This window comes from Serratia sp. (in: enterobacteria), assembly GCF_046715635.1.
Lineage (GTDB): Bacteria > Pseudomonadota > Gammaproteobacteria > Enterobacterales > Enterobacteriaceae > Chania.
Genome location: NZ_JBKJYW010000248.1, coordinates 1 through 23,667, shown reverse-complemented (window position 1 = coordinate 23,667; position 23,667 = coordinate 1). Strand labels below are relative to the sequence as shown.

Here is a 23,667-nt window from a genome sequence, read left to right as displayed (position 1 = left end):
AACCAGAACACCGTGTTCTTCCACAATCTGGCAGAGAAGCTGCGTTATCTGGTCGATGAAGGTTATTACGAAGCGACGCTGCTGGCACAATATGAATTCGCCTTTATCAAGCAGCTATTCCAGCAGGCTTATGCCAAGAAATTCCGCTTCGCGACCTTCCTGGGTGCCTTTAAGTATTACACCAGCTACACGCTGAAAACCTTTGACGGCAAACGCTATCTGGAGCGCTACGAGGATCGGGTATGTATGGTGGCGTTACGTCTGGCCGCTGGTGATACCGCCTTAGCTCAGGATCTGGTGGAAGAGATGATCTCCGGGCGCTTCCAACCTGCCACGCCGACCTTCCTCAACTGTGGCAAACAGCAGCGTGGCGAACTGGTTTCCTGCTTCCTGCTGCGTATCGAAGACAATATGGAGTCGATTGGCCGGGCAGTGAATTCGGCGCTGCAACTCTCCAAACGTGGCGGTGGCGTGGCATTTCTGCTGACCAATATCCGCGAAGCAGGCGCGCCGATAAAACGCATTGAAAATCAGTCCTCAGGCGTGATCCCGATAATGAAAATGCTGGAAGATGCCTTCTCCTACGCCAATCAGCTGGGGGCACGTCAAGGTGCCGGGGCGGTGTATCTGCACGCCCATCACCCCGATATTCTGCGCTTTCTGGATACCAAGCGGGAAAATGCCGACGAAAAAATTCGTATCAAAACCCTGTCGCTGGGAGTGGTGATCCCGGATATCACCTTCGAGCTGGCAAAAAACAACGAAGAGATGTACCTGTTCTCTCCTTACGATGTGCAACAGGTGTACGGCGTACCGCTGTCAGAGATCAGCGTCAGCGAAAAATACCGTGAGATGGTGGATGACAAGCGCATCCGCAAATCCCGTATCAACGCCCGTGAGTTTTTCCAACTGCTGGCGGAGATCCAATTCGAATCCGGTTATCCGTACATGATGTTTGAAGATACGGTCAACCGCAGCAATCCGATCGCCGGGCGCATCAATATGAGCAACCTGTGTTCGGAGATCCTGCAGGTCAACAGCGCCAGCCGTTATCATCAGGATCTGAGCTATGCCGAGATCGGCAAAGATATCTCCTGCAATCTCGGTTCGCTAAACATTGCCAAAGTCATGGATGCCCCCGATTTCGGCAAGGCGGTGGAAACTGCGATCTACGGGCTGACGGCGGTAGCGGATATGAGCGATATCGGCTCGGTGCCGTCTATCGCCGCCGGGAATCAGGCCTCCCATGCCATTGGTCTCGGCCAGATGAACCTGCACGGCTATCTGGCGCGCGAACGCATCTTTTACGGTTCGGACGAAGGGATCGATTTCACCAATATTTACTTCTACACCGTGACCTACCATGCCCTGCTCGCCTCCAACCGGTTGGCAATAGCGCGCGGTAACAGCTTTGCCGGTTTCGAGAACTCCACCTACGCCAGTGGGGAGTATTTCAGCAAATACATCGAGCAGGAGTGGCAGCCAAAAACTGCGCGGGTGCGTGAGCTGTTCGCCAACGCCAACATCGCCATACCTGGGCGTGAGGAATGGTTGGCATTGCGCGCAGCGGTGATGATGCACGGGCTGTATAACCAGAACCTGCAGGCGGTGCCGCCTACCGGCTCCATCTCCTACATCAATAACTCGACCTCCAGCATCCATCCGATCGTCTCACGCATCGAGATCCGCAAGGAGGGCAAGATTGGCCGGGTTTATTACCCTGCCCCCTACATGACCAACGACAACCTGGAGTATTACCAGGACGCTTACGACATTGGCCCGGAAAAGATTATCGATACCTACGCCGCCGCCACGCAGCATGTGGATCAAGGCTTGTCGCTGACGCTGTTTTTCCGCGATACCGCCACCACCCGCGATATTAACCGCGCGCAAATCTACGCCTGGCGTAAAGGCATCAAGACCATTTATTACATCCGCCTGCGCCAGATGGCGTTGGAAGGGACCGAGGTGCAGGGCTGCGTGTCCTGCGCGCTGTGAGGAAAATTATGACAATGCGACGAGTGCAGGCCATCAACTGGAACAAGATTGATGACGACAAGGATCTGGAAGTGTGGAACCGCCTGACCAGCAACTTCTGGCTGCCGGAAAAGGTACCGCTGTCGAACGATATTCCGTCCTGGGCTACGCTGACCGCCAAGGAGCAACAACTCACCATCCGCGTGTTTACCGGGCTGACGCTACTGGATACCATCCAGAATACCGTTGGCGCTCCGGCGCTGATCGCAGATTCCATCACCCCGCACGAAGAGGCGGTGTATTCCAATATCAGCTTTATGGAGGCGGTACACGCCCGTTCCTACAGTTCGATATTCTCCACCCTGTGCCAAACCCGGGATGTTGACGAGGCTTACCGTTGGAGCGAGGAAAACGCCACGCTACAGAAAAAAGCCAGCATCATTCTGGCGCACTATCGCAGCGACGATCCGCTGTTGAAAAAGGTCGCCAGCGTGTTTCTGGAGTCGTTCCTGTTCTATTCCGGCTTTTACCTGCCCATGTACTGGTCAAGCCGGGCCAAACTGACCAACACCGCCGATCTGATCCGCCTGATCATTCGCGATGAGGCGGTGCATGGCTACTATATCGGCTACAAGTTCCAGAAAGGCCTGGAGCAGGCCAGCCCGGCCCGCCGCCAGCAGGTGAAGAACTTTGCCTTCGATTTGCTACAGGATCTGTACGACAACGAGGTGCGTTATACCGAAGAGCTCTACGACGGAGTAGGCTGGACGGAAGAGGTCAAAACCTTCCTGCACTATAACGCCAACAAGGCGCTGATGAATCTGGGCTACGAGGCGCTGTTCCCACCGGCAATGGCACAAGTGGATCCGGCGATCCTGTCGGCGCTGTCCCCTAACGCCGATGAGAACCACGATTTCTTCTCCGGTTCCGGCTCTTCCTATGTGATGGGCAAGGCGGTGAATACCGAGGATGAAGACTGGGCGTTCTAAGCCTAATCGGGGCGCACATGCTGCGTCTCTACCTAAAACATCAACAATTAATAACCCAGTTCCTTCTGGCTACGGATGGCCAGAACAAATACCGTATCAATATCGGGCACATACTTGTAAAGAGCCAAATATCCTCGCGTTTGCTGGCCAATAATCAACTCACGCGTTGCTGAGCCAAGTGGCCTGCCAATCAACGGATTATGTTCCAGTACCGTAATCGCCTGGATAATCTCCTGAATTCGCTGGCCGGTGTCGGCTACCTCGTAGTGCGCCAAATGGTCGAGAATACGCTCGATATCATCCCTGACCTCTGGCGCCAACTCGATTTTGGTCATCGCCCCCCCAGTTTTTTCACCACAGGTTGGATGGCCGTGCTATTTCCCACTACATAGCTTTCCAGATAACCGCGCATATCGTCCCAGGAAATGGTCTCTCCCGTGGCGATAATGTTGGCATAACGCTGTTCCGCCTGTTCCTCGAAATCGCGACGTAATTCTTCCCGCTGAGTTTTTTCCGTAATCGCCTGCAGAATAAAACTGTGAGAACTCACGCCGACTTTGTCTGCTGCGGCCGCGACGCGAGCTTTAAGTTCTTCAGGCAGGCGGATGGTGGTGGTTGACATGGTCAAACCTCGGCGATGACAAAATAAATGTAGCTCAATTGTGCTACACCACTAGTGAATACTCAATAGTCATGGTGTTTTTTTCACCACCAGGAATCAAATGATCCCACCGTTGGCCCTCTTGCCGGTTTCACTACTTTACCCACGCAACCGCCTGCTCCCCCCTCCGGTGCAGGTGGTAATTGACTGGTTTAGCCAGGAGTTCACACAGCGCAATCAGGCATCATGTTCCCCTCACCCTAACCCTCTCCCACAGGGAGAGGGGACTGAATGTGCCACATCTTAACCACTGCATTCTACTTACACATCAATCAATTACAGATTAACCTCTTCAAATTGGCCTGAAAGTACGATCATCCATCATGTAAATTAATTGACTCAATTTGGCTAAAGGGGGCTCAAGCCTTGCTGAGATTTTCGCCTATATCCCAACAGAGCAGGGGCTTTCAGCTCCATCTCCCCGTGGGAGGGTTGGGGTGAGGGGTAATCAATAGAAATGCGATAACACCAGCAGTGACAGCGAAACGTTGATCGCTCCGCCGATACGAGTTGCGATCTGAGCGAAGGGCATCAGCGACATCCGGTTGCCCGCCGTCAGGATCGCGACATCACCGGTTCCGCCTTGCCCGCTCTGGCAGCAGGAAACAATGGCCACGTCGATCGGATGCATGCCGATCTTCTTACCAACCAGGAAACCGGTTGCCACCAGCGTGCTTACCGTCGCTACGATCACCATCAGGTTCTGCACGGTGAAGGCATCCACCAGCTCTTGCCACGGCGTAATGGCTACCCCCACTGCAAACAGGATCGGATAGGTCACGGCGGTGCGGAAGAATTTATACACCACCTGCGATCCTTGCTGAATACGTGGCGAAACGCCGTGTGCCAGCTTTACCGCCACTGCGGCAAACAGCATCCCCACCGGGGCCGGTAAGCCGATCATCCGGTGTAACAACATGCCTACCATATACAGCAGGATGGCCAGCAGCGCGCCGCAGGCAATTGTGGCGACATCCACGTTACCGCTCAGTTTCTCCGTCGCCGCGACCTCGCTATCGCCCTGCTTGCTCGGCATCAAGCTACCTTCGCCGGTAAGGTGTGGATAACGTTTACCCAATTGATTCAACAGACCGGCAATCACGATCGCCGTCAGGCTGCCCAGCATCACGATTGGCAGGATACGCCCCAAGGCTACGCCCTGCTCCATATGCAAAATAGCGGCATAGCCCATCGATAATGGGATCGCCCCTTCCCCCACGCCACCCGCCATGATCGGCAGGATCAGGAAGAAGAAGATCTGGAACGGATCCAGGCCCAACGCCATACCCACCGCCATCCCGACCAGCATACCGGCCACTTCACCGCACAACATCGGCACAAAGATACGCAGGAAGCCCTGGATCAGCACCTGGCGGTTCATACTCATAATGCTGCCGACGATGATGCAGCAGATGTAGAGATAAAGAATATTGGTCGACTTGTAGAATTTGGTGGTGGACTCAACCACCACGTCCGGCAGCAAACCATAGTGCACCAGTGCGGAAGGTATAAAGGTGGCGCAGATGGCAGCCGCCCCCATTTTCCCCACCAGCGGCAGGCGTTTGCCAAACTCACCGCAGGCAAAGCCAAAGAACGCCAGCGTTGCCACCATCACCACAATATCGCTGGGTAATTTGCCTGCCAGGCAATCAAGCAGGATCAGCACTCCGGCCAGCACGAAGAAGGGCAGCGGTATAATCCCTATTTTGTAATTATCCAGAATATGGCACCACTTTTCACGCAGCGGAATATCGGCAGTTTTATCTTTGGCAACAAGGTAGGAATCATCGGTTGTGCTCATAATCTGGCCTCTTATTGTTTGTTCGGCCATCATAGAGAAACGCTTGAAGTCGCCGCTGTGATTTTGTTCAAAATAAAAAAGGGTTTTTAATGGGGGTTATGGTTTTTATGGTGTTAATACCCTTTATGTAAAATAGCCCGTGGAGTTAATGGCGTTAATAATAGGCTTATTTTAAGTTTTACTGATTTTATCGCACGTTCGGTGTTCGCTACGCCGCTGTGCAATATTTCCTCTTACAATAAAGCCGTACCGATGCTCACAACTTGATCCTGAGCAATATTACTCTGATACCTTCTCATGATAGGGTAGTCATCCAAACAGACACCAGGACCCGCGGCAAACCATGCGCATCAAACTCTCTTTTCATATCAAGCTGTTCCTGTGCCTGGTCGCCTTTTCCTGCGTGTTGCTGACGCTGATCGGTGTTTACACTTACTACCAACTGGATGCGCAGTTGCACCGGGATCTGGGTGCCCGTGCCCAAGTGCAAGCACGTGAGATTGCGCTGATCCCCTCCCTGGTCACCGCAGTTGAAAATAACGACACGCAATACATTGCCGCGCTGATGAAAAAAATTCGCGCCAGCAGCGATGCCAGCTATATTGTGATCGGCGATAGCCATACCATGCACCTTTACCATTCCGAACACGCCGATCGTTTGGGAACCCCCATGGTGGGGGGCGATAATAAAGAAGTGCTGGAAGGCAAAAGTATTATCTCGATCCGCAATGGAGGGATCGGTATTTCATTACGTAGCAAGGCACCGATCCTGGATGGCAATAACCGGGTAATTGGTATCGTTTCCGTCGGCTATCTTAAATCCCATATCGACAGTTTAAATGCCCGCACGCTGACCCAGATTGTGGCCTCGATCGTCTTGCTATTGACGGCGCTGTTTATTTTTTCCTGGCTATTGTCGAAAAACCTGAAACGCCAGATGTTTTCATTAGAGCCGAAAGAGATCGCGCTGCTGGTGCGCCAGCAAAAAGCCCTGCTGGAAGCCATCTATGAAGGGGTGATCGCCATAGATCCGCAACTGCGCATCATCACCATTAACCACGCCGCGCGTGAGCTGCTGGATCTGCGCCAACCGGCCAGTAATCTGATGGGACAACATATCGCTGAGATCATCCAGTCACAGCCCGATTTCTTTGCCGCAGCGCAGCTGGGGCACGACACCCATGATGAGGTGTGCCGTTTCAACCATGTGCGAGTGATTGCCAGCCGGGTGCGGATCATGCAGGAAGATGAGCTACAGGGTTGGGTGATCAGCTTTCGCGACAAGAACGACATCAACACCCTCAGCAGCCAGCTTAGCCAGGTAAAACGCTATGCCGATAACCTGCGCATCATGCGCCACGAACAGCTGAACTGGACGGCCACGCTCGCCGGCTTGCTGCATATGCAACGTTATGACGAAGCCATCCGCTATGTGGAAGCTCAGTCGGAAGGCGCACAGGAGATCCTCGATTTTATTTCCCAGCGCTTCAGCTCCGCCGCGCTGTGTGGCCTGCTGTTGGGCAAATACTCCAGCGCACGGGAAAAAGGCATTGAACTCCGTTTCGACCCCGCTTGCCAACTGCGCCAAATCCCCGCCGCGCTGAATGAAACCGAGCTGATGTCGATTATTGGCAACCTGCTGGATAACGCGTTCGATGCTACGCTGCGTTGCGCGGCACCGCATGAAGCGGTAGAACTCTATATCAATGACAGCAGCAACGAACTGGTGATCGAAATTGCCGATCGTGGCACCGGGATCGCACCACAGGTTCGTGATACGCTGTTTGAACAAGGCGTGACAACCAAAGATAAGGGCGACCACGGTATTGGCCTGCACCTGGTGGCCAGCCACGTCGCTCAAGCACATGGCAGCATCGAAGTGTCGGACAACGATCCGCACGGCGCCATTTTCTCGCTGTTTATCCCCAAAGCTTAAGCACCCGGATCCGACCTATGCAACCTGAGACGCTGGACGTTCTGATCGTAGAAGACGAGCCGCAACTGGCCACGCTGCACGCCGAATTTCTTGAGAAAAATTTCAACCTGCGGGTGGTGGCCTATGCCGCTAGCCTGGCGGAAGCCAGAGCAAAAGTTAATGCTCACCAACCCCGCCTGATCCTGCTGGACAACTTTCTACCGGACGGCCAGGGCATTACGCTAATGGAAGACGCTGCGGTGAAAAAGCCCGGCTGCGCGGTGATTTTTATCACCGCCGCCAGCGACATGAATACCTGTAGCCAGGCGATCCGCAACGGGGCCTTCGACTACATCATCAAACCGGTATCCTATAAGCGGCTGCGCAATTCGCTGGAACGCTTTATGCAGTTTGTGCAGACCCAACGTACTTTCAAGGTCATCGACCAGAACAGCGTCGATGCGCTGTATAACCTACAGTCCAAGCAGTTTTCCAGCGAACCCAGCGCCAAAGGGATTGAAACCCTCACCCTGGAGTTGGTGCAGGCGCTATTCATCGATCGGCCGGAGGTAGCCCATGCGGTGGAAGACGTGGTGGCACACGCCGGTATTAGCAAAACCACCGCACGCCGCTATCTGGAATACTGCGTAGCAACCCAGTTTGTGCACGTTGAAATGCTCTACGGCAATATCGGTCATCCGCGCCGTTTATACCGTAAGGCTTAGGCTGACATCTGTCTGTCATATTGCGGGGCTATGCTGATTGATAGATATCCCCTTCGATATCGGCATCAGCGTTACATTCAGCTCTTTTTGCCCGGCCAAGACTTGGCCGGGCTTTTTATTCATGTGGCTTAAAAGGTATACCGCAACCCTACGCGGATACGATACTGCTCCTTATTATAATCGTTCCAGCGGTCCAGCCATTGCAGCTCCAGATAGGGCATCCAATGGGTATCGATTTTATAGCTGAACTTATTGGTGATCTCCCAATGGTGACTCTTGCCATTCTTACTGTGGAAATCGTTTACCCGGATAAAGTAATGTGGCTCGAAGGTATAATTTAACTCATCGCTGAGCGTAAAGTTCCAGTAGTTGGCAATTTCATGGGTATTATTACGCGCGGGGTTGCCGTTAAAATCGATGGAATCGTAGTTATTATGGTTATAGCGATAACGCACGGTCAGGTTGAAAAACGGCAGGAATTTATAGTTGTTATCCAGATAGATAGCACCGCCAGAGCCCGCACTGCTCGAGTTGACCAGCCCGCCGGGAGACACCGTCCATTTATCCGTTGGCCGGAATAGGGGATACCAGCCCTCCAGCTCGTTATAGCTGTGCTTGAGCTGATCGAACTTGCCAATGTTATAGGCGTTGGTGGCCATCACACCGGCTCCGCCATCAAAATTATAGCCGCCGCGCAGGATGATTTCGTTTAATTCAGAGGCGGTATTATAAGCCTCACGAGTTTCCAGATAGGCACGTCCGGCCTGAGCGCTGGCTGAGACAAACAACGCCGCTACCAGCAGTATCGTATTGGTTTTATTACTGCGAGAACCCCAGAAAGTAGACATGGTTAAGTTTCCTTGTGACATTGTTCCTGATAAAAGAGTGCAGATATCCCGCCGCCATGCCGTTAGGCATGACAGCTGTGCGTTATTATTGGTAATACCCTGGTTTAGACTTCTTTGATTATTGCCGTATTGATTGCCGGGTGAAGCTCGGCCTGTTCTTCGCGGTTTCCTTTTTTGTGATTAATCTCGGTGATGATTTGCATAAATAGCTGTTCATTTAACTTATAGAAAAAACCCATCATGACGGCAGCAACCATCGCCAATACGCAGGGGTAAATAAAGATTAACTCGCGCAGGCCTTTCAGCACCGAGGCGGACTGCTCAACATTCGGAATATAGCCGATCTGCGTCAGCATAATGCCCGGTAACAATCCGGCTAGCGCGGCGGAGATCTTGCGTGAAAAGGTATAACCGGTATACACCGAGCCTTCCGCGCGGATGCCGGTTTTCCATTCGCCGTAATCAACGGTATCGGGCACCAGCGCCCAGTTCAGGCTGTTGACGAAGGCCGTCCCGAAGAAGGCCATGCAGGAGAACGCCACGAAAGAGAGCGAGCTGTCACCCCAGGCATAGTTACACAGATCGCCCAGGCACCACAGCAACAGGCCACCAAGGTAGACCCGCTTTTTGCCAAAACGCTTCACCGCCGCTGGCACCATCAGCACGCCAATCAGAATGCAGCCCATGCTGAAAAAACCCATATAGGACAGCAAATGGATATCGTGCAACACGTATTGGGTGTAATAGACCTGGATCGCCAGCTTGATATTAAATGCCGCCAGCGTACACAGGTTGGCGATGCACAGCACCAGCAACGGCGGGTTTTGGAAAATGGCGCGGAAGGATTTGAAGATGCCAGGTTTATGATGCGCCGGTACCACGTCAACGTAGCGTTCTTTGACCCCGGCATGGCACCACCACATGCAAAACACGCCACAGGTCGCAAACACCAGCGCGGCAACCAGATAGCCTATCTCCGGGCGTGAAGTGAACAGCATCTGGATCGGGACAAAGCCCACGGTGCATAACAGCAGCCCAAGCGTTGCACCTCCCTGCCGCCAAGCGGCCAGGTGCGCGCGCTCCTGCGGGTTTTTGGTGATGGCTGGCACCATCGCTCCATAGGAGCAGTTCATCAGGCTGTAGAACAGGCCGAACAGCATAAACAGTACGGTGGCCAGTACGGTTTTAGTATTCAGGCTGAACCCGCTATTGAGGAAGTTGGCCACGGCCAGCAAAGCCACCGGCAGCGAGGCATAGAAGATAAACGGCCTGAACTTGCCCTTGGCACCGATATTACGCCGGGAATCCAGCAGCACGCCGGTCAGCATATCGGTGAAGGCGGTGAAGAATTTGGCAATCAAGAAGATCACGCCGCCGTAGATGGCGGGTAATCCCAGAATATCGGTATAGAACTTCAGCAAATACAGGGTACCGATACACAGCATCAGGTTGGAACCGAAGTCCCCCATGCCGTAGGCGAACTTTTCACGCAGCGGTAACCGCAGCGTGACGGGGTCTGGGTAGGATAAAGAGTTAGCCATCTGACAGATCCTTATTATTGTCTTACACCATGCGTTTTGCTGATAGCAGGAGTTAATAGGTTCAACTCGAACACATTGATTCTCCAAGCGGGCACAGCATGCAGCGCCCCTACGTTGTGAGCCAGTTGGAATTTGTCAGCAACCTCAGGGGCGAATAAATTCGCCCCGCTTAATACCGAGCCGCTTAAAGCGCCGGGCTTACCATCCGCTTGCGCTCTTCCAGCTCACCGACGATCTTGAGGTAGTTCTTCTCCGTCAGGTGATAGAACAGCCCCATGGTCAATGCGGTCAACACGGCCAGGCCACAGGGATAGAGGAAGATCAGCTGCCGCAAGCCTTCCAGCGTGCCAGGCCCCTGCGCCACGTTGGGGACATAGCCGATATAGGCCAGCATCACGCCAGGGAAGAAGCCCGCCAGCCCTTGGGAAACCTTGCGAAAGAAGGTAAAGCCGGTATAAACCGTGCCTTCCGAGCGCACGCCGGTTTTCCACTCTCCGTATTCCACGGTGTCCGACACCAGCGCCCAGTTGAGGCTGTTGACAAAGGCCGTGCCGAAGAACGCCAGGCAAGAGAACAGCACAAACAGCGTGGAGGTATTGCCCCACATATAGTTCATGGCATCGCCCAGGATCCACAGCGACAGGCCGCCCAGATAGACGTTTTTCTTGCCAAAGCGTTTCACCACCGTCGGGACCAGCAGCACCCCGAGCAAGATGCAGCCCATACTGAAGAAACCCATATAGGACAACAGGGTGATATCGTTGAGGACGTATTGGGTGTAGTAGATCTGGATCGCCAGCTTGATGTTGAACCCCGCCAGCGTGCACAGGTTGGCCACGCACAGTACGAACAGCGGTTTGTTACCGGTGATCGCCTTGAAGGACTGCAACAGACCCGGCTTGGGTGCACCCGGTTTCGGGATCTCGACATAGCGCTCTTTGACGCCGGAATAGCACCACCACATGCACAACATGCCGACGAAAGCGAAGATCGCCGCTGCCACCAGATAACCCACCTGTGGGCGCCCATCAAACAGCGACAGGATCGGCACAAACGCCACGGTACACAACAACAGACCCACCGTCGCCCCGCCCTGCCGCCAGGCAGCCAGTTGCGCACGTTCCTGCGGGTTTTTGGTCATCGCAGGCACCATCGCGCCGTAAGAGCAGTTCATCATGCTGAAGAACAGCCCGAACGCCATAAAGATCAGCGTGGCGATCACCGTTTTAACGGTGACATCAAACGAGGCACCAACGCCGATAAAGTTGGCCACCACCAGCAACGCCACCGGCATTGAGGCATAAAGGATAAATGGCCGGAATTTGCCTTTGGGGCCAATATTGCGCCGGGAATCGAGCATCAGCCCGGTACCCATATCGGTAAAGGCGGTAAAGAAACGCGAGATGAGGAAGATCAGCCCGCCCCACGCGGCGGGGATCCCTAACACGTCGGTATAGAATTTCAGCAGATACAGCGTGCCGACACACAACAGCAGGTTGGAACCGACATCGCCCATGCCATAGGCGAATTTCTCGCGCAGGGGCAATATCAGCTTCACCGGATCCTGGTTAGCTTCACTCATGGTGATTCTCCTTGGAAAACGTCTATTCCCAGAGATAGCCGCCCTTGCCGGTTGGGCAACGGGCGGCTGACAGTTGGTGATTACAGCGTGCGTAGCGAGGCAAACAACTCCGCCCATTCGCTATCCGCCCGATAGAACACCGGCGGTTGGCCCATTGGTGCTGCTATCGTCACCTCGGCTCCCCCGCTATGCGGCTCACCGGTCCACAGGTTGATCCAGCTATCCTGCGGCAGGTAGAGCGTCCAGTCGGTGCGCCCTTCTTCATGCACCGGGGCCACCAGCAGATCGCGGCCAAACAGGTATTGGTATTTCAGACTGTAGGTGTGAGCATCGTCTTCATAATGCAGGAACAGCGGGCGCATCACCGGTAAGCCGGACTGCGCATTGAGCGCCACCGCCTGCTTGATGTACGGCTTGAGGGAGGTGAATACCTGGCTCATGCGGGCAAACTGACGGATGGTTTCCACGTCATGATCGAACTGCCAGTTATCATCCGGGCGGTTGCCTTCGTGGGTACGCATCATCGGCGTGAAAGCGCAGAACTCGCACCAGCGCATCAGCAGTTCTTTGCTGCGTTTCATCTCAAACAGCGTGGTATAGCCGCCGATATCACTGTGGTGCAGACCGTGGCCGGTCATCGCCAACGACAGCGCCGCCGGGATCACCGAAGCCAGGCCGTCGTCCAGGCTCCAGTCCACGTTCTGATCGCCCGCCCACATCATCACCGAATACTTCTGGCTGCCGGTATAACCCGCGCGCATAAAGAACAGGATCTCGCCCAGCTTGCCGCATTCTTCCAGCGCGTCGTAGTTGCACTTGGCCCACAGCGCTGGCCAGGCGTTATGCATGATTTCCGCATCGATGCCGTTATGCAAAACGGTATCGGTCGGCAGATATTCGCCAAAGTCCGCCATCCAGCCGTCGAGGCCAAACTCGATCAGATTCTTTTTGATGACGTTCTTGTACCAGTCATAAGCTTCAGGCTTGGTGAGATCGACTACGCCAGCATAGAACTCGCCAAACTCGACCTGATAGTCTTTGCCGTCGTAATCCTTGGTCAGATAGCCTTTCTCGGCTGCCTCGGCATACAGCTCTTTCTCGATGGCCACGTAAGGGTTGATGTACCCCAGGAAATGTACCCCCTCTTTTTTCCACTGCGGGATGCGCTTATCCAGTTCCGGGTACAGCTCGCTGTCCCAGCGCCAGTTCCACATCAGGCGTTTGCCAAAAGAGGTGATCCGCCGTCCTTCCCAGTCCTGCGCCCAGATCCCGCTAACCTTGACACCGTGCTCGCGCATCACGTCCAGCTTCTGTTGGCAGACTTCGGTACCGCCCTGAATGCCCAGGATCACCCCGTCATACACCCAGTCCGGCAGTTCCGGCTGACGGCCAAGCAACGCGGTCAGCTTTTCCAACAGGCTGATGTAGCTGTCGGCGCAGTCAAAACGCAACACCGCCTGCTCCTGCCAGATCGCCAGCTCATGGAATTCAGGGGCAGAAAAATCGAAGTTCATGTAGCAGCTGTTTTCTACGTGACAGTAATATTTCTGGCTGCTGACAAACGTCGGCTGTGGGAAGAAGGTCCAGTAGTAATCACCACCGGCGTTCTCCTGGCAGTCTGCCTGCCAGGTAACGTAGGTCTGTTTGTTACGGCCAACCCCCTGCTCACTGGTCCATAACGGGAAAGGCTTGCCGCGCAGATCGAAGTAGGAAAACTGTTCGCCGCAGCCATAAACGTGATCTTCCTGCTGGGCAGCCAGGCGCAACCACATGCGGTTGTTCTGCTCGTCGCTGTTGCGCAACTGCATTTCCAACCGCCCTTGCGCATCGGTAGTGATTGCCAGCGTGCACTGGGCCACATCGCCCCGGCTAAAGCGGATCAGCCAGCCTTTGCCCTGCGGGACGATCTGGGTTTCGGTCAGCGCCAGTTTTTCACTGAGCTGGTCTTTGATGCTGAAGTTGCCGCGGAACATCTCGATATCCGCCTTGCCGCGCCCAATCCACAGGCAGGGAGCTGCAGCCGTGTGTTGTAACAACACTCGCTGCTGAAAGGTCAACGTAAATCCACCCGCGTGTTGCGTAAGTTCCAAGCCTTGCTGAGAAGCCATGATCCATTCTCCAAAAGGTTAAATGCCGTATTTTTCCAAGCGTTGGTCGCCCGCTCAGGTCAGTTCAATCACGTCCAAACCAAGCAAACCGGCCACTTTGCGCAGCAGCGGACGGTGCTCGCCGTAAACCAGCGAGGTATGGTGCTCCATACCCGCCGCAATCAGGCGCTGGCGGTAAGTGTCTGCATCCACATCCAGGCGCGCGGTCCCGGCAGTGCCGGAAAAGGCCAGCGGAGCCTTGATCATTTCGCCACCGGCCAGCATCAGGCGCAGCTTGCCCTCGCCCTGAGTGATACGGCATAGCGTGATGCGCCCCGGTTTGAGAGCAAATTCAGACAGCAGAGGAAGCTTGCGGTTGGAGTGGATGGTGGCCTGCACCGGGCCATCGCGATCGGCCATTTCGATCGGTGCCTGCCCGCAGTGCCAGAACACCACGCTGTTATCCTGCGGATCGATATCCACCAGGTCGGTATTGAACGCCGCATTGCCAGAGGCCCACTGCGCCATCAGCGAAGAGAGCACGCCAAACATGTCGGCTTCACAGCCACACGGCACTTTATCTTCGTTCATCAACGCCAATGCCCCGCAGGCCGCGCAGCCGTAATCGGTAAAGAAATCCGGCCAGCAGCGCACGGCAATGCCGGTGTAACCTTCACGCTGCGCTTTTTCACGCAGGGCAGAGTAAACCTTGAGCGTTTTGCGGGTGGCCGTTTGATCCATCTCCGCCAGGTTAGGGAAATCCTTGGCACGGCGGGCATAAGGCGCATCGGCCACGCTGTCCGGCAGTGCCTTCACCTCGTCAATAAACTCCAGCACCGGCTGGCGAGTCACCTCAACGCCAAAGTGTTGCGTCAGCTGCTGCTGGTTGTAGTTGCAGGCGTCAAAACCCAGCGGGTGTTCGCCAATCACCATCACCTTGGCCTGTTTGAAGCGCTTAACGATCGCCGCGGCCTGTGCCAACTGCTGTAATTCGTTAATCACCCGGCTATCGTCCGGCAGGCCGTGCAGCGTTTGCACGTTGATGGCTTCACGGCTCAGGGCATGGCAAGCCAGATTCACCCCGCAGAAAGAGTTCAGGCGCAAACGGCCACCGGTACGAGCTTCCGGGAAAGACCACATCACCGTGGGCACCGGGAAATCACGCACCACTTCGGTGGTGAGGGAGGCATCGGTAAAGGTCACTTGCAGGATCAGCAGCAGATCGAGATCGGCCTGTTTGAGTACGGGCAGCATTTGCAGAGCCGATTCGGCATCAAACTGCAATACCGGCTCTCCCACCAGTTCGATATCCATCCCGCTCAGCGTCTGCCAGGCCTGCGCCAGTATCTCTTGCGCGTAGGGTACGTCGAAGGTGGTGCGGCCAAGCGCCAACACGCCTACTTTTGCTTTATTTTTCATCACATTACTTCCAGTAATCGAATAAATCTATGCCACGGTGCTGAAGCGGTGTTCAGTCTGGCTGTAATAGTTTTCCCCTGGGCGCAGCACTACGTTGCCAAAATGGGCGTGGTGAATGCTGTCTGGGAACGCCTGGGTTTCAAGGCAGATGCCGGAAAACGCCTGATAGCGATGGCCTGCCTTGCCGTTCCAGATCTTGTTGGAAAGCTTAAAGGCGTTATAAAACTGCACGCCCGGCAGCGAAGTATGCACTTCCATCACTCTCCCGGTCTGTGGGCAGATCAAGCTCGCAGCGGGATGCAAAGCACCGTCGCCAGGCTTAAGCACATAGTTCATATCAAAATCCTGCGCCGGGCGGTGCAGCATGGCATCTCCCAAGCGACGGGCGTTGCGGAAATCAAATGCCGTCCCGGCAACGCGGCGGATTTCACCGGTAGGCAACATGGTGGTTTCATCCACCGGCGTCATATAGTCGGCGTCGATCTTGAGCTGCTGATCGTGGATCAGGTGCTGATGTCCGCGCAGGTTGTAGTGGCTGTGATTGACCAGGTTGACCAGCGTCGGCTTGTCCGTTTGCGCCTCAAAGCTCAGCGTCATCACGTTGTCCTCCGTCAGGCCGATGCGGTGGCTAACCTGCAGATTGCCCGGATAGCCTTCCTCACCGTCGATAGAGGTACGGCTGAAAATAATGCCGTCGCCGTCTTCCTGTGCCTGCCAGACATACTTGTCAAAACCCCGACGCCCGCCGTGCAGGTGTTGCCCGGTAGGAAGCTCGTTGGTGGCCAGAATATATTCCTGACCGTCGATGCAGAAACGACCACCAGCGATACGGTTGGCGCAGCGCCCGGCTATCGCGCCGAAGAACGGGTGCCCGGCCTGATAAGCCGCCAAATTGTCGAAACCCATCACGACATCTTCCGCCTGCCCATGGCGATCCGGCACCCAAAGCTGAGTAATGATGCAGCCGTAATCGGTCACGCACAGCCGCATCCCGTTGGCATTGGTCAGCGTGAAAAGGGAAACGGCCTGCCCCTGATGTTCGCCAAAATGCTGGCGTTGAATGGTTGTCATAATCTGTGCCCTATGGTGAGCGCGGCAGCTTGCCGCGCAACGGATGCTTAAAACTGAGCGGCTTTACCCTGGCTGCCAAACAGCCTGATTTTTTCGGCGACCTTGGCCTGCATCACATCACGGCCATGCCCAAGCGACACCGCCAAGACAAACTCGTGCGGATCCTTGTCTAGCACTTCAGCCATGCCCTGGGTGAAGGCCTGCCGCAGTTCTGTGTCCACGTTCACCTTGGCGACGCCCAGTGAAACCGCCTTGCGGATCTGATCGTCCGGTACGCCGGAGCCACCGTGCAGCACAATCGGCTTTTTGACGATCTCGCGGATCTCTTGCAGGCGTTCGAACGCCAGCTTGGGCTCCTGCTTGTACAGGCCGTGAGCGGTGCCGATGGACACCGCCAGATAATCCACCGTGGTCGATTGAGCAAACTGCAGCGCTTCATCACTGCTGGTGATCAGGGCGTCTTTTTCGTCGACCGAAATATCATCCTCGGTGCCGCCGATCTTGCCGATCTCACCTTCGACCCCAATGTTCAGCGCGTGGGCCACGTCCGCCACGGCACGGGTGATCCGCACGTTTTCGTCAAATGACAGGTGAGAGCCGTCAAACATCACCGACTGGAACCCGGCCTGCACCGCATGCATGGTCTGTTCGAAGCTGCGGCTGTGATCCAGATGGATGCACACCGGCACCGTGATATCGTGCATAAACGCATCGATCATCGCCTTCATGGGCTCCAGACCCATCACGCTAATCACTTTCTGCCCCACCTGGATCATGATCGGGGCCTGCTCCTGTTCGGCTGCCAGCAAAATGGCGCGAATGGTTTCGGCGTTGTGTGCGCTGAACGCGCCGATGGCATAGCCGTTTTCCCATGCATGTTGGATCATGGTGTTACCAGATAAATAAGGCATTTCTTCTCCCCTCTGCGCGCTGCATAGCAACCGCAATTACGTTAAGTGTTACGCGTGATCCGCTCTGCCCGAAGCAGTACGAACCTGTTCCAAAATGGCACTCCAATCCTGACGCCCGCGCCCGCTGGCCCGCGCCTGGCTGTAAACCTCGCGTGAGGCCGCGCCCATCGGCATGGCAACGTGCAACTGATTGGCTACATCCAGCGCTATGCCCAGATCCTTGTGCGCCAGATCGATCATGAACGCCGGGCTGAGATCGCCCTTCAGCACCTTGTTCGGCCAGGTGGTGGTGAAATGCCCTTTGCCTGCCGGTGTGCCGCTCATCACTTGCAGCGCAACGTCAAACGACAGGCCCAGCGCCTCGCACAGCACCGCAGCTTCGGCAGACAGCGCGTTGAGCGCGATGCTCATGTAGTTGTTGATCAGCTTCACGCGGATCCCCATGCCTGGCCCACCGGCGTTGATCAGCTCCGATCCCATCGCCATCAGCACTGGCGTAGCACGCTCCACCTGCTCGGCAGTGCCCCCCGCCAGGATCAGCAACGTGCCAGCCTGAGCATGGTCTGAAGTCCGCCCTACCGGGGCATCCATCAGGCTAAAGCCCCGGGCCTGCATCTGGGCAATCAGTCGGTCCGTTTGCAGCGGGTGGATGGTGGACATATCCATCACCAATGCCGCAGGCGATAAGGTGCAGCACACCCCCTCGGCACCCAATAACACCTCATGCACCAGTTCGCCGTTAGGCAACATGGTGATGACGAACTCCGCGTCCTGTGCCGCCTGCGCCGGGCTGGTTGCCGCCTTGGCCCCTTGAGCTACCAAGGCGCTGACCGCCGCCGGGCTGATATCAGAAACGTTCAGCCGGTGCCCCTGCTTGATCAGGTTGCTGGCCATCGGCGCGCCCATTTGCCCTAGCCCGATAAATGCGATCTGTGCCATGGTTCTCTCCTGTTGGTTACCCGTGTCATCTCTGTGTCATTTTACTGGCCACAAATCAGACCATTTTTGTCTGTTTTTGATCGTATTTGTAATTTATGGTCAAAAAATTGACAGCCGTCACTCTTTTAACATTTGAGTGAATTAAAATGGTGGCAGCGTGATCGGTAGCCACTTTTTGCTGAAAACCGTTCGCTTACCACAGCTCAACATCCAGGGATCCAGATCATGACTCGAATCGCATGCGTAGGCATTGCAGTGCAAGACCGCCTGTATTACGTAGAGAAACTGCCTGAAGGCGGGGGGAAATATGTTGCCACCGACTACCGCGAAATTGGCGGAGGCCCGGCGGCAACGGCTGCGGTGGCCGCAGCCAGATTGGGCGCAGAGGTGGATTTCATTGGCCGGGTCGGGGACGATGCCACCGGGCAAACCCTGTTGGCCGAGCTGGGCAGCTTTGGCGTCAATGTCAGACATGCCCGCCGTTGCCCACAGTCGCGCTCATCACAATCGGCAGTGCTGGTGGACGCCTTGGGTGAACGCATGATCATCAACCATCCCAGCCCAGATTTACCCGAGGATGCCGGATGGCTGCATGACATCGACTTTAGCCAGTACGACGTGGTGTTGGCGGACGTGCGTTGGCATCAAGGGGCATTGACCGCCTTCACCTTGGCCCGGCGCGCGGGTGTCACTACCCTGTTGGATGCCGATGTCACACCACAAGATATCCGCCCGCTGGTTGCTTTGGCCGACCATGCCGCCTTCTCCGAACCGGGTTTGCTGCGGATGACGGGACAAACGGACATCGAGCAGGGATTGCGTGCAGCAAAAAATGACAAAAACGGACAAGTTTATGTCACTCAGGGCAAGCATGGCTGTTTCTGGCTGGAAAACGCTCAACTCAAACATCAGCCTGGCTTTCGGGTTGAGGTGGTGGATACCACGGGGGCCGGAGACGTTTTTCACGGTGCGCTAGCGGTAGCCCTGGGTTCACAACCTGATATAGCCCAGGCGGTGCGTTATGCCAATGCAGTTGCCGCATTGAAGTGTACTCGTCCTGGCGGGCGCGCTGGCATCCCCAATTGTGATCAAACTGACTCTTTCCTGGCCAGTTTTGTATAATATGGTTGGCGATGACAATATTAAGAGAGTGGAATATGAATCTGACTGAACTTACCGGCAACCCACGCCACGATCAGCTGATTCAGTTGATCGCCCAGCGCGGCTATATGAACATCGACGAGCTGGCACAATTGCTGGAGGTTTCAACGCAGACGGTCAGGCGCGATATCCGCAAACTGAGCGACCAGGGGCTGATTAGCCGCCATCATGGTGGGGCGGGCCGTGCCTCTAGCGTGGTCAACACGGCCTTTGAGCAACGGGAACTCTCTTACACTCAAGAGAAAATTGCCATTGCGGAAGCCATTGCCGATTACATTCCCGATCGTTCCACCCTTTTTATCACCATAGGCACTACCGTTGAACATGTTGCCCGAGCGCTGATGAACCATAACCACTTGCGCATCATTACCAACAGCCTGCGGGTGGCACATATCCTGTATAAAAATACCGAGTTCGAAGTGATGGTGCCGGGCGGCACACTGCGCCCCAATAATGGCGGTATCATCGGCCCCAGCGCCGTAAGCTTTGTGGAGGGCTTTCGCGCCGATTACCTGATCACCAGCGTAGGGGCAATCGAAGCCAACGGCGATCTACTGGAATTTGACGTGAATGAGTCCGGCGTGGTGAAGGCGATGATGGCGCACTCACGCCATATTCTGCTAGCAGCGGACCACACCAAGTTCCATGCCTCAGCAGCGGTAGAGATCGGCAATACCCGCCAGGTGACCGCACTATTCACCGATACACCTCCCCCTTCGGCAGTGGGAACCTTGTTGCAGCAGCAGCAGGTGGAGTTGGTGATCATCCCCACCCATAGCGAAGAACCCACGCTGTGATCCAGCGGCGCTAAACTCGCTGATTTTCCTGCCGTTCATTAATGCACGCAGCGTTTTATTATGCGTGCATTAATTGCTCGTTTGACACCGCCAATATCCGCTTAAAATAGTTGCCAAAACCACCAATATATCCGGTCATTTCCGCTTAATGATTACGGTTAATTAACAATGTAAAAATCGGGTAATTTTGGCCAATCATCCGCCGTGAAATGACGAGAAAAATCCGAGGATAGGGACATTGAGGGTTGTCTCAGAATGTCAGTGTGTTAGGGTATAGGGCACTCTTATTTTCTATTAGGACAACTTTATCGTTTGATAATAAACCACAGGAAACAGCACATTGCATGGCAATTAAACTAGAAGTAAAAAATTTATATAAGATATTTGGTGAGCACCCGGAACGCGCATTTAAGCTGATAGACAAAGGTTTGACGAAAGACCAGCTGTTAGAGAAAACGGGGTTATCACTTGGCGTCAAGAACGCCTCTCTGGCCATTGAAGAAGGCGAGATATTTGTCATCATGGGGCTTTCCGGTTCCGGTAAATCCACCTTGGTACGCCTTCTCAATCGTCTGATAGAACCCACCCGCGGTGAGGTGCTGATTGACGGCGAGGATATATCAAAAATATCCGATGCTGCGCTGCGCACCGTACGGCGAAATAAGATCAGCATGGTGTTCCAGTCATTCGCCTTAATGCCGCATATGAACGTATTAAATAATACCGCCTTCGGCATGGAATTAGCGGGTATTCCTTTACAGGAACGCCAGGAAAAAGCGCTGGATGCTTTGCGTCAGGTTGGGCTGGAAAATTATGCCAATGCTTATCCCGATGAACTGTCCGGTGGTATGCGCCAGCGTGTCGGCTTAGCCCGCGCCATGGCTAACGATCCGGATATATTGTTAATGGATGAAGCCTTCTCTGCGCTGGACCCATTAATTCGTGCCGAGATGCAGGATGAGCTCGTTAAATTACAGGCAAAACATCAGCGCACCATCGTATTTATTTCCCACGATCTGGATGAAGCGATGCGTATTGGCGATCGCATTGCCATTATGCAGGGCGGCGAAGTGATCCAGGTAGGTACCCCGGATGAGATATTAAATAATCCGGCCAATGATTATGTGCGCACCTTCTTCCGCGGCGTCGATATCAGCCACGTTTTCAGTGCCAAAGATATCGCCAAACGTCGCCCGGTGACCCTGATCCGTAAGACCCCCGGTTTTGGTCCGCGCTCTGCATTGCAGATCCTGCGTGATGAAGACCGTGACTATGGCTACGTGCTTGAACGCGGCCAGAAATTTATCGGCGTGGTATCGATAGACTCTCTCAAGCAGGCGCTAGCGGCCAATCAAACGTTGGACGAGGCCTTGCTGGATGCCCCACTGCCCGTTCCGGCCGATATGCCGCTGAGCGAGCTGATCTCACTGGTAGCACAGGCCCCTTGCGCCGTGCCGGTGGTCGGGGAAGACAACAACTATATCGGTATTATTTCCAAAGGCATGCTGCTGCAGGCTTTAGATAAAGAGGGCCCTACGAATGAGTGATAATCAGGATCCATGGGCAACAACTGCCACATCCCCTAACGATGCCCCGGTAAGCCAGGCTGCCACCAGCAGCGATCCCTGGGCAACCGGCGCACCGTTAGACAGCGTGCCACATGATGCCGCTAATCAGGCCGCATCGAGCGCTGACTGGCTTAACAGCGCCCCAGTGGAGCCCGAGCACTTTAGCCTGCTGGATCCGTTCCACAAGGCTTGGGTGCCGTTTGACAGCTGGGTCACCCACGCCATTGATTGGCTGGTGCTGCACTTCCGTCCGCTGTTCCAGGGCATTCGGGTGCCGGTGGATTTCATTCTCAGCGGTTTCCAGCAGTTTCTGCTGGGCATGCCTGCTCCAGTCGCCATTTTGCTGTTCTCGCTGATCGCCTGGCAGATATCCAGCCTCGGCATGGGGGCCGCCACGCTGCTGTCGTTAGTCGCCATCGGCGCTATCGGGGCCTGGTCACAGGCGATGGTCACACTGGCGCTGGTGCTCACCGCCCTGTTCTTTTGCATCCTGATCGGCCTGCCGTTAGGCATATGGTTGGCACGCAGCAAACATGCCGCCAAGGTGATCCGGCCACTGCTTGATGCCATGCAGACCACGCCAGCCTTCGTCTATCTGGTACCGATCGTCATGCTGTTCGGTATCGGTAACGTGCCGGGGGTGGTGGTTACGATCATCTTCGCCCTGCCGCCCATCGTGCGTCTGACCATTCTGGGCATCAAGCAGGTGCCGGAAGATCTGATCGAAGCTGCCGAATCCTTCGGCTCCAGCCCGCGCCAACTGCTGTTTAAAGTTCAGTTGCCGCTGGCCATGCCAACCATCATGGCCGGGGTTAACCAGACGCTGATGCTGGCGCTGTCGATGGTGGTTATCGCCTCGATGATTGCCGTAGGCGGTCTGGGCCAGATGGTGCTGCGTGGCATCGGCCGCCTGGATATGGGGCTGGCCGCCGTAGGTGGCGTCGGTATCGTTATTCTGGCCATTATTCTCGATCGCCTCACCCAGTCTCTGGGGCGCGATCGCCGCAGTAAAGGGCTAGGCCGCTGGTATACCCACGGCCCAATAGGGTTGATCGCTCGCCCGTTTATCAAAAAAGCCTGATGGTACTTCCCGCCAGCGGCTTTCTGCCCTGGCGGGCTATCTCCAAACAACATCAATAACAGAGGAAAAACTATGCGCACTACAGGGATCTGGGCGATTGCCCTTACCACACTGCTTGGTTCACAGGTTGCTTCCGCTGCTGATTTGCCAGGAAAAGGTATTTCGGTACAACCGATACAGAGCACCATCTCCGAGGAGACCTTCCAAACGCTGCTGGTCAGCAAGGCATTGGAAAAACTCGGTTATGACGTCAAAGAGCCGCGTGAGGTGGACTACAACGTGGCCTACACTTCCATCGCCGCAGGGGATGCCACTTTTCTGGCGGTGAACTGGGATCAGTTGCACGCCGATCAGTATCAGGCCGCCGGGGGCGATAAAAAATTCTATCGTGAAGGGGCTTACGTCAGCGGTGCCGCTCAGGGTTACCTGATCGACAAAAAAACCGCCGAGCAGTATCACATCACCAACGTTGAGCAGCTAAAAGATCCGAAAATAGCCAAGCTGTTTGATACCAACGGTGACGGCAAAGCCGACTTGACCGGCTGCACCCCGGGCTGGGGCTGTGAAACGGTGATTAATCACCATATCGAAGCC

At 55.1% G+C, this 23,667-nt stretch carries 20 protein-coding genes; 9 read left to right on the top strand and 11 right to left on the bottom strand.

Features of this window, described 5'->3' with window-relative positions:
* Positions 1 to 1,998 (top strand): class 1b ribonucleoside-diphosphate reductase subunit alpha (gene nrdE, locus ACLQ7H_RS12335; RefSeq protein WP_411752922.1); only part of this gene is annotated, 1,998 nt, incomplete at its 5' end.
* Positions 1,999 to 2,006: 8 nt separating this feature from the next.
* The gene (gene nrdF, locus ACLQ7H_RS12330; protein WP_411752921.1) at positions 2,007 to 2,966 is read left to right on the top strand and encodes a class 1b ribonucleoside-diphosphate reductase subunit beta; all 960 of its coding nucleotides are present in this window, start codon (positions 2,007 to 2,009) and stop codon (positions 2,964 to 2,966) included.
* A 47-nt stretch (positions 2,967 to 3,013) separates the two neighbouring features.
* Here the strand turns inward: nrdF and ACLQ7H_RS12325 are convergent, their stop codons facing one another.
* The 3 genes from ACLQ7H_RS12325 to ACLQ7H_RS12315 all read right to left on the bottom strand — a co-directional run bounded on the left by ACLQ7H_RS12325 (position 3,014) and on the right by ACLQ7H_RS12315 (position 5,428).
* Positions 3,014 to 3,301, bottom strand: a complete 288-nt coding sequence (locus ACLQ7H_RS12325) for a type II toxin-antitoxin system RelE/ParE family toxin (RefSeq protein WP_411752920.1) — start codon at positions 3,299 to 3,301, stop codon at positions 3,014 to 3,016.
* Entirely contained in the window at positions 3,298 to 3,588 is a 291-nt protein-coding gene (locus tag ACLQ7H_RS12320) for a CopG family ribbon-helix-helix protein (protein WP_411752919.1), read from the bottom strand. Before ACLQ7H_RS12320 ends, ACLQ7H_RS12325 begins: the two co-directional genes overlap by 4 nt.
* Positions 3,589 to 4,075: 487 nt before the next feature.
* Positions 4,076 to 5,428 (bottom strand): 2-hydroxycarboxylate transporter family protein, encoded by a 1,353-nt coding sequence (locus tag ACLQ7H_RS12315; protein WP_411752918.1) that lies wholly within the window; start codon positions 5,426 to 5,428, stop codon positions 4,076 to 4,078.
* A gap of 343 nt (positions 5,429 to 5,771) precedes the next feature.
* On the opposite strand from ACLQ7H_RS12315, the gene ACLQ7H_RS12310 reads away from it, so the two are divergent.
* On the top strand, positions 5,772 to 7,364 hold the full coding sequence (locus ACLQ7H_RS12310) for an ATP-binding protein (RefSeq protein WP_411752917.1): 1,593 nt from the start codon (positions 5,772 to 5,774) through the stop codon (positions 7,362 to 7,364).
* A gap of 17 nt (positions 7,365 to 7,381) precedes the next feature.
* Positions 7,382 to 8,068: a response regulator gene (locus ACLQ7H_RS12305; RefSeq protein ID WP_411752916.1), complete on the top strand. Its 687-nt coding sequence runs from the start codon at positions 7,382 to 7,384 to the stop codon at positions 8,066 to 8,068.
* A gap of 128 nt (positions 8,069 to 8,196) precedes the next feature.
* On the opposite strand, the gene ompL is transcribed toward ACLQ7H_RS12305, so the two are convergent.
* The 8 genes from ompL to yihU form a co-directional block, all read right to left on the bottom strand.
* On the bottom strand, positions 8,197 to 8,916 hold the full coding sequence (gene ompL, locus ACLQ7H_RS12300) for a porin OmpL (RefSeq protein WP_411752915.1): 720 nt from the start codon (positions 8,914 to 8,916) through the stop codon (positions 8,197 to 8,199).
* Between the two features lie 104 nt (positions 8,917 to 9,020).
* Positions 9,021 to 10,457, bottom strand: coding sequence for an MFS transporter (locus ACLQ7H_RS12295; protein WP_411752914.1), 1,437 nt, complete (start codon positions 10,455 to 10,457; stop codon positions 9,021 to 9,023).
* A 184-nt stretch (positions 10,458 to 10,641) separates the two neighbouring features.
* Positions 10,642 to 12,039, bottom strand: coding sequence for an MFS transporter (locus tag ACLQ7H_RS12290; protein ID WP_411752913.1), 1,398 nt, complete (start codon positions 12,037 to 12,039; stop codon positions 10,642 to 10,644).
* A gap of 80 nt (positions 12,040 to 12,119) precedes the next feature.
* Positions 12,120 to 14,147, bottom strand: coding sequence for an alpha-glucosidase (locus ACLQ7H_RS12285; RefSeq protein ID WP_411752912.1), 2,028 nt, complete (start codon positions 14,145 to 14,147; stop codon positions 12,120 to 12,122).
* Between the two features lie 54 nt (positions 14,148 to 14,201).
* The gene (locus ACLQ7H_RS12280) at positions 14,202 to 15,545 is read right to left on the bottom strand and encodes an L-fucose/L-arabinose isomerase family protein (protein WP_411752911.1); all 1,344 of its coding nucleotides are present in this window, start codon (positions 15,543 to 15,545) and stop codon (positions 14,202 to 14,204) included.
* A 27-nt stretch (positions 15,546 to 15,572) separates the two neighbouring features.
* Entirely contained in the window at positions 15,573 to 16,616 is a 1,044-nt protein-coding gene (locus ACLQ7H_RS12275; protein WP_411752910.1) for an aldose epimerase family protein, read from the bottom strand.
* Positions 16,617 to 16,663: 47 nt separating this feature from the next.
* Positions 16,664 to 17,527 carry a class II fructose-bisphosphate aldolase gene (locus ACLQ7H_RS12270; RefSeq protein WP_411752909.1) on the bottom strand — a complete coding sequence of 288 codons (864 nt, stop codon included), beginning with the start codon at positions 17,525 to 17,527 and terminating at the stop codon, positions 16,664 to 16,666.
* Between the two features lie 48 nt (positions 17,528 to 17,575).
* Entirely contained in the window at positions 17,576 to 18,466 is an 891-nt protein-coding gene (yihU, locus tag ACLQ7H_RS12265; protein WP_411752908.1) for a sulfolactaldehyde 3-reductase, read from the bottom strand.
* A 225-nt stretch (positions 18,467 to 18,691) separates the two neighbouring features.
* Between yihU and ACLQ7H_RS12260 the strand changes: the two genes are divergently transcribed.
* The 5 genes from ACLQ7H_RS12260 to proX form a co-directional block, all read left to right on the top strand.
* Complete coding sequence (locus ACLQ7H_RS12260) at positions 18,692 to 19,588, top strand: sugar kinase (protein ID WP_411752907.1); 897 nt, start codon at positions 18,692 to 18,694, stop codon at positions 19,586 to 19,588.
* Between the two features lie 35 nt (positions 19,589 to 19,623).
* A complete protein-coding gene (locus tag ACLQ7H_RS12255) occupies positions 19,624 to 20,424 on the top strand; it encodes a DeoR/GlpR family DNA-binding transcription regulator (protein WP_411752906.1) in 801 nt (266 codons plus the stop codon).
* Positions 20,425 to 20,768: 344 nt separating this feature from the next.
* Complete coding sequence (proV, locus tag ACLQ7H_RS12250) at positions 20,769 to 21,971, top strand: glycine betaine/L-proline ABC transporter ATP-binding protein ProV (RefSeq protein ID WP_411752905.1); 1,203 nt, start codon at positions 20,769 to 20,771, stop codon at positions 21,969 to 21,971.
* Complete coding sequence (gene proW / locus ACLQ7H_RS12245) at positions 21,964 to 23,073, top strand: glycine betaine/L-proline ABC transporter permease ProW (RefSeq protein ID WP_411752904.1); 1,110 nt, start codon at positions 21,964 to 21,966, stop codon at positions 23,071 to 23,073. Before proV ends, proW begins: the two co-directional genes overlap by 8 nt.
* A gap of 72 nt (positions 23,074 to 23,145) precedes the next feature.
* On the top strand, positions 23,146 to 23,667 hold a 522-nt coding region (gene proX / locus ACLQ7H_RS12240; protein WP_411752903.1), incomplete at its 3' end, for a glycine betaine/L-proline ABC transporter substrate-binding protein ProX.

What these genes read in the sequence shown, in the direction of transcription:
- proW (WP_411752904.1), top strand. Translation starts at nt 21,964, where the DNA reads ATGAGTGATAATCAGGATCCATGGGCAACAACTGCCACATCCCCTAAC.
- ACLQ7H_RS12290 (WP_411752913.1), bottom strand. Translation starts at nt 12,039, where the DNA reads ATGAGTGAAGCTAACCAGGATCCGGTGAAGCTGATATTGCCCCTGCGC.
- ACLQ7H_RS12320 (WP_411752919.1), bottom strand. Translation starts at nt 3,588, where the DNA reads ATGTCAACCACCACCATCCGCCTGCCTGAAGAACTTAAAGCTCGCGTC.
- ACLQ7H_RS12295 (WP_411752914.1), bottom strand. Translation starts at nt 10,457, where the DNA reads ATGGCTAACTCTTTATCCTACCCAGACCCCGTCACGCTGCGGTTACCG.
- ACLQ7H_RS12305 (WP_411752916.1), top strand. Translation starts at nt 7,382, where the DNA reads ATGCAACCTGAGACGCTGGACGTTCTGATCGTAGAAGACGAGCCGCAA.
- ACLQ7H_RS12315 (WP_411752918.1), bottom strand. Translation starts at nt 5,428, where the DNA reads ATGAGCACAACCGATGATTCCTACCTTGTTGCCAAAGATAAAACTGCC.
- ompL (WP_411752915.1), bottom strand. Translation starts at nt 8,916, where the DNA reads ATGTCTACTTTCTGGGGTTCTCGCAGTAATAAAACCAATACGATACTG.
- ACLQ7H_RS12310 (WP_411752917.1), top strand. Translation starts at nt 5,772, where the DNA reads ATGCGCATCAAACTCTCTTTTCATATCAAGCTGTTCCTGTGCCTGGTC.
- yihU (WP_411752908.1), bottom strand. Translation starts at nt 18,466, where the DNA reads ATGGCACAGATCGCATTTATCGGGCTAGGGCAAATGGGCGCGCCGATG.
- ACLQ7H_RS12275 (WP_411752910.1), bottom strand. Translation starts at nt 16,616, where the DNA reads ATGACAACCATTCAACGCCAGCATTTTGGCGAACATCAGGGGCAGGCC.
- ACLQ7H_RS12285 (WP_411752912.1), bottom strand. Translation starts at nt 14,147, where the DNA reads ATGGCTTCTCAGCAAGGCTTGGAACTTACGCAACACGCGGGTGGATTT.
- proV (WP_411752905.1), top strand. Translation starts at nt 20,769, where the DNA reads ATGGCAATTAAACTAGAAGTAAAAAATTTATATAAGATATTTGGTGAG.
- ACLQ7H_RS12280 (WP_411752911.1), bottom strand. Translation starts at nt 15,545, where the DNA reads ATGAAAAATAAAGCAAAAGTAGGCGTGTTGGCGCTTGGCCGCACCACC.
- ACLQ7H_RS12270 (WP_411752909.1), bottom strand. Translation starts at nt 17,527, where the DNA reads ATGCCTTATTTATCTGGTAACACCATGATCCAACATGCATGGGAAAAC.
- ACLQ7H_RS12255 (WP_411752906.1), top strand. Translation starts at nt 19,624, where the DNA reads ATGAATCTGACTGAACTTACCGGCAACCCACGCCACGATCAGCTGATT.
- ACLQ7H_RS12325 (WP_411752920.1), bottom strand. Translation starts at nt 3,301, where the DNA reads ATGACCAAAATCGAGTTGGCGCCAGAGGTCAGGGATGATATCGAGCGT.
- ACLQ7H_RS12260 (WP_411752907.1), top strand. Translation starts at nt 18,692, where the DNA reads ATGACTCGAATCGCATGCGTAGGCATTGCAGTGCAAGACCGCCTGTAT.
- nrdF (WP_411752921.1), top strand. Translation starts at nt 2,007, where the DNA reads ATGACAATGCGACGAGTGCAGGCCATCAACTGGAACAAGATTGATGAC.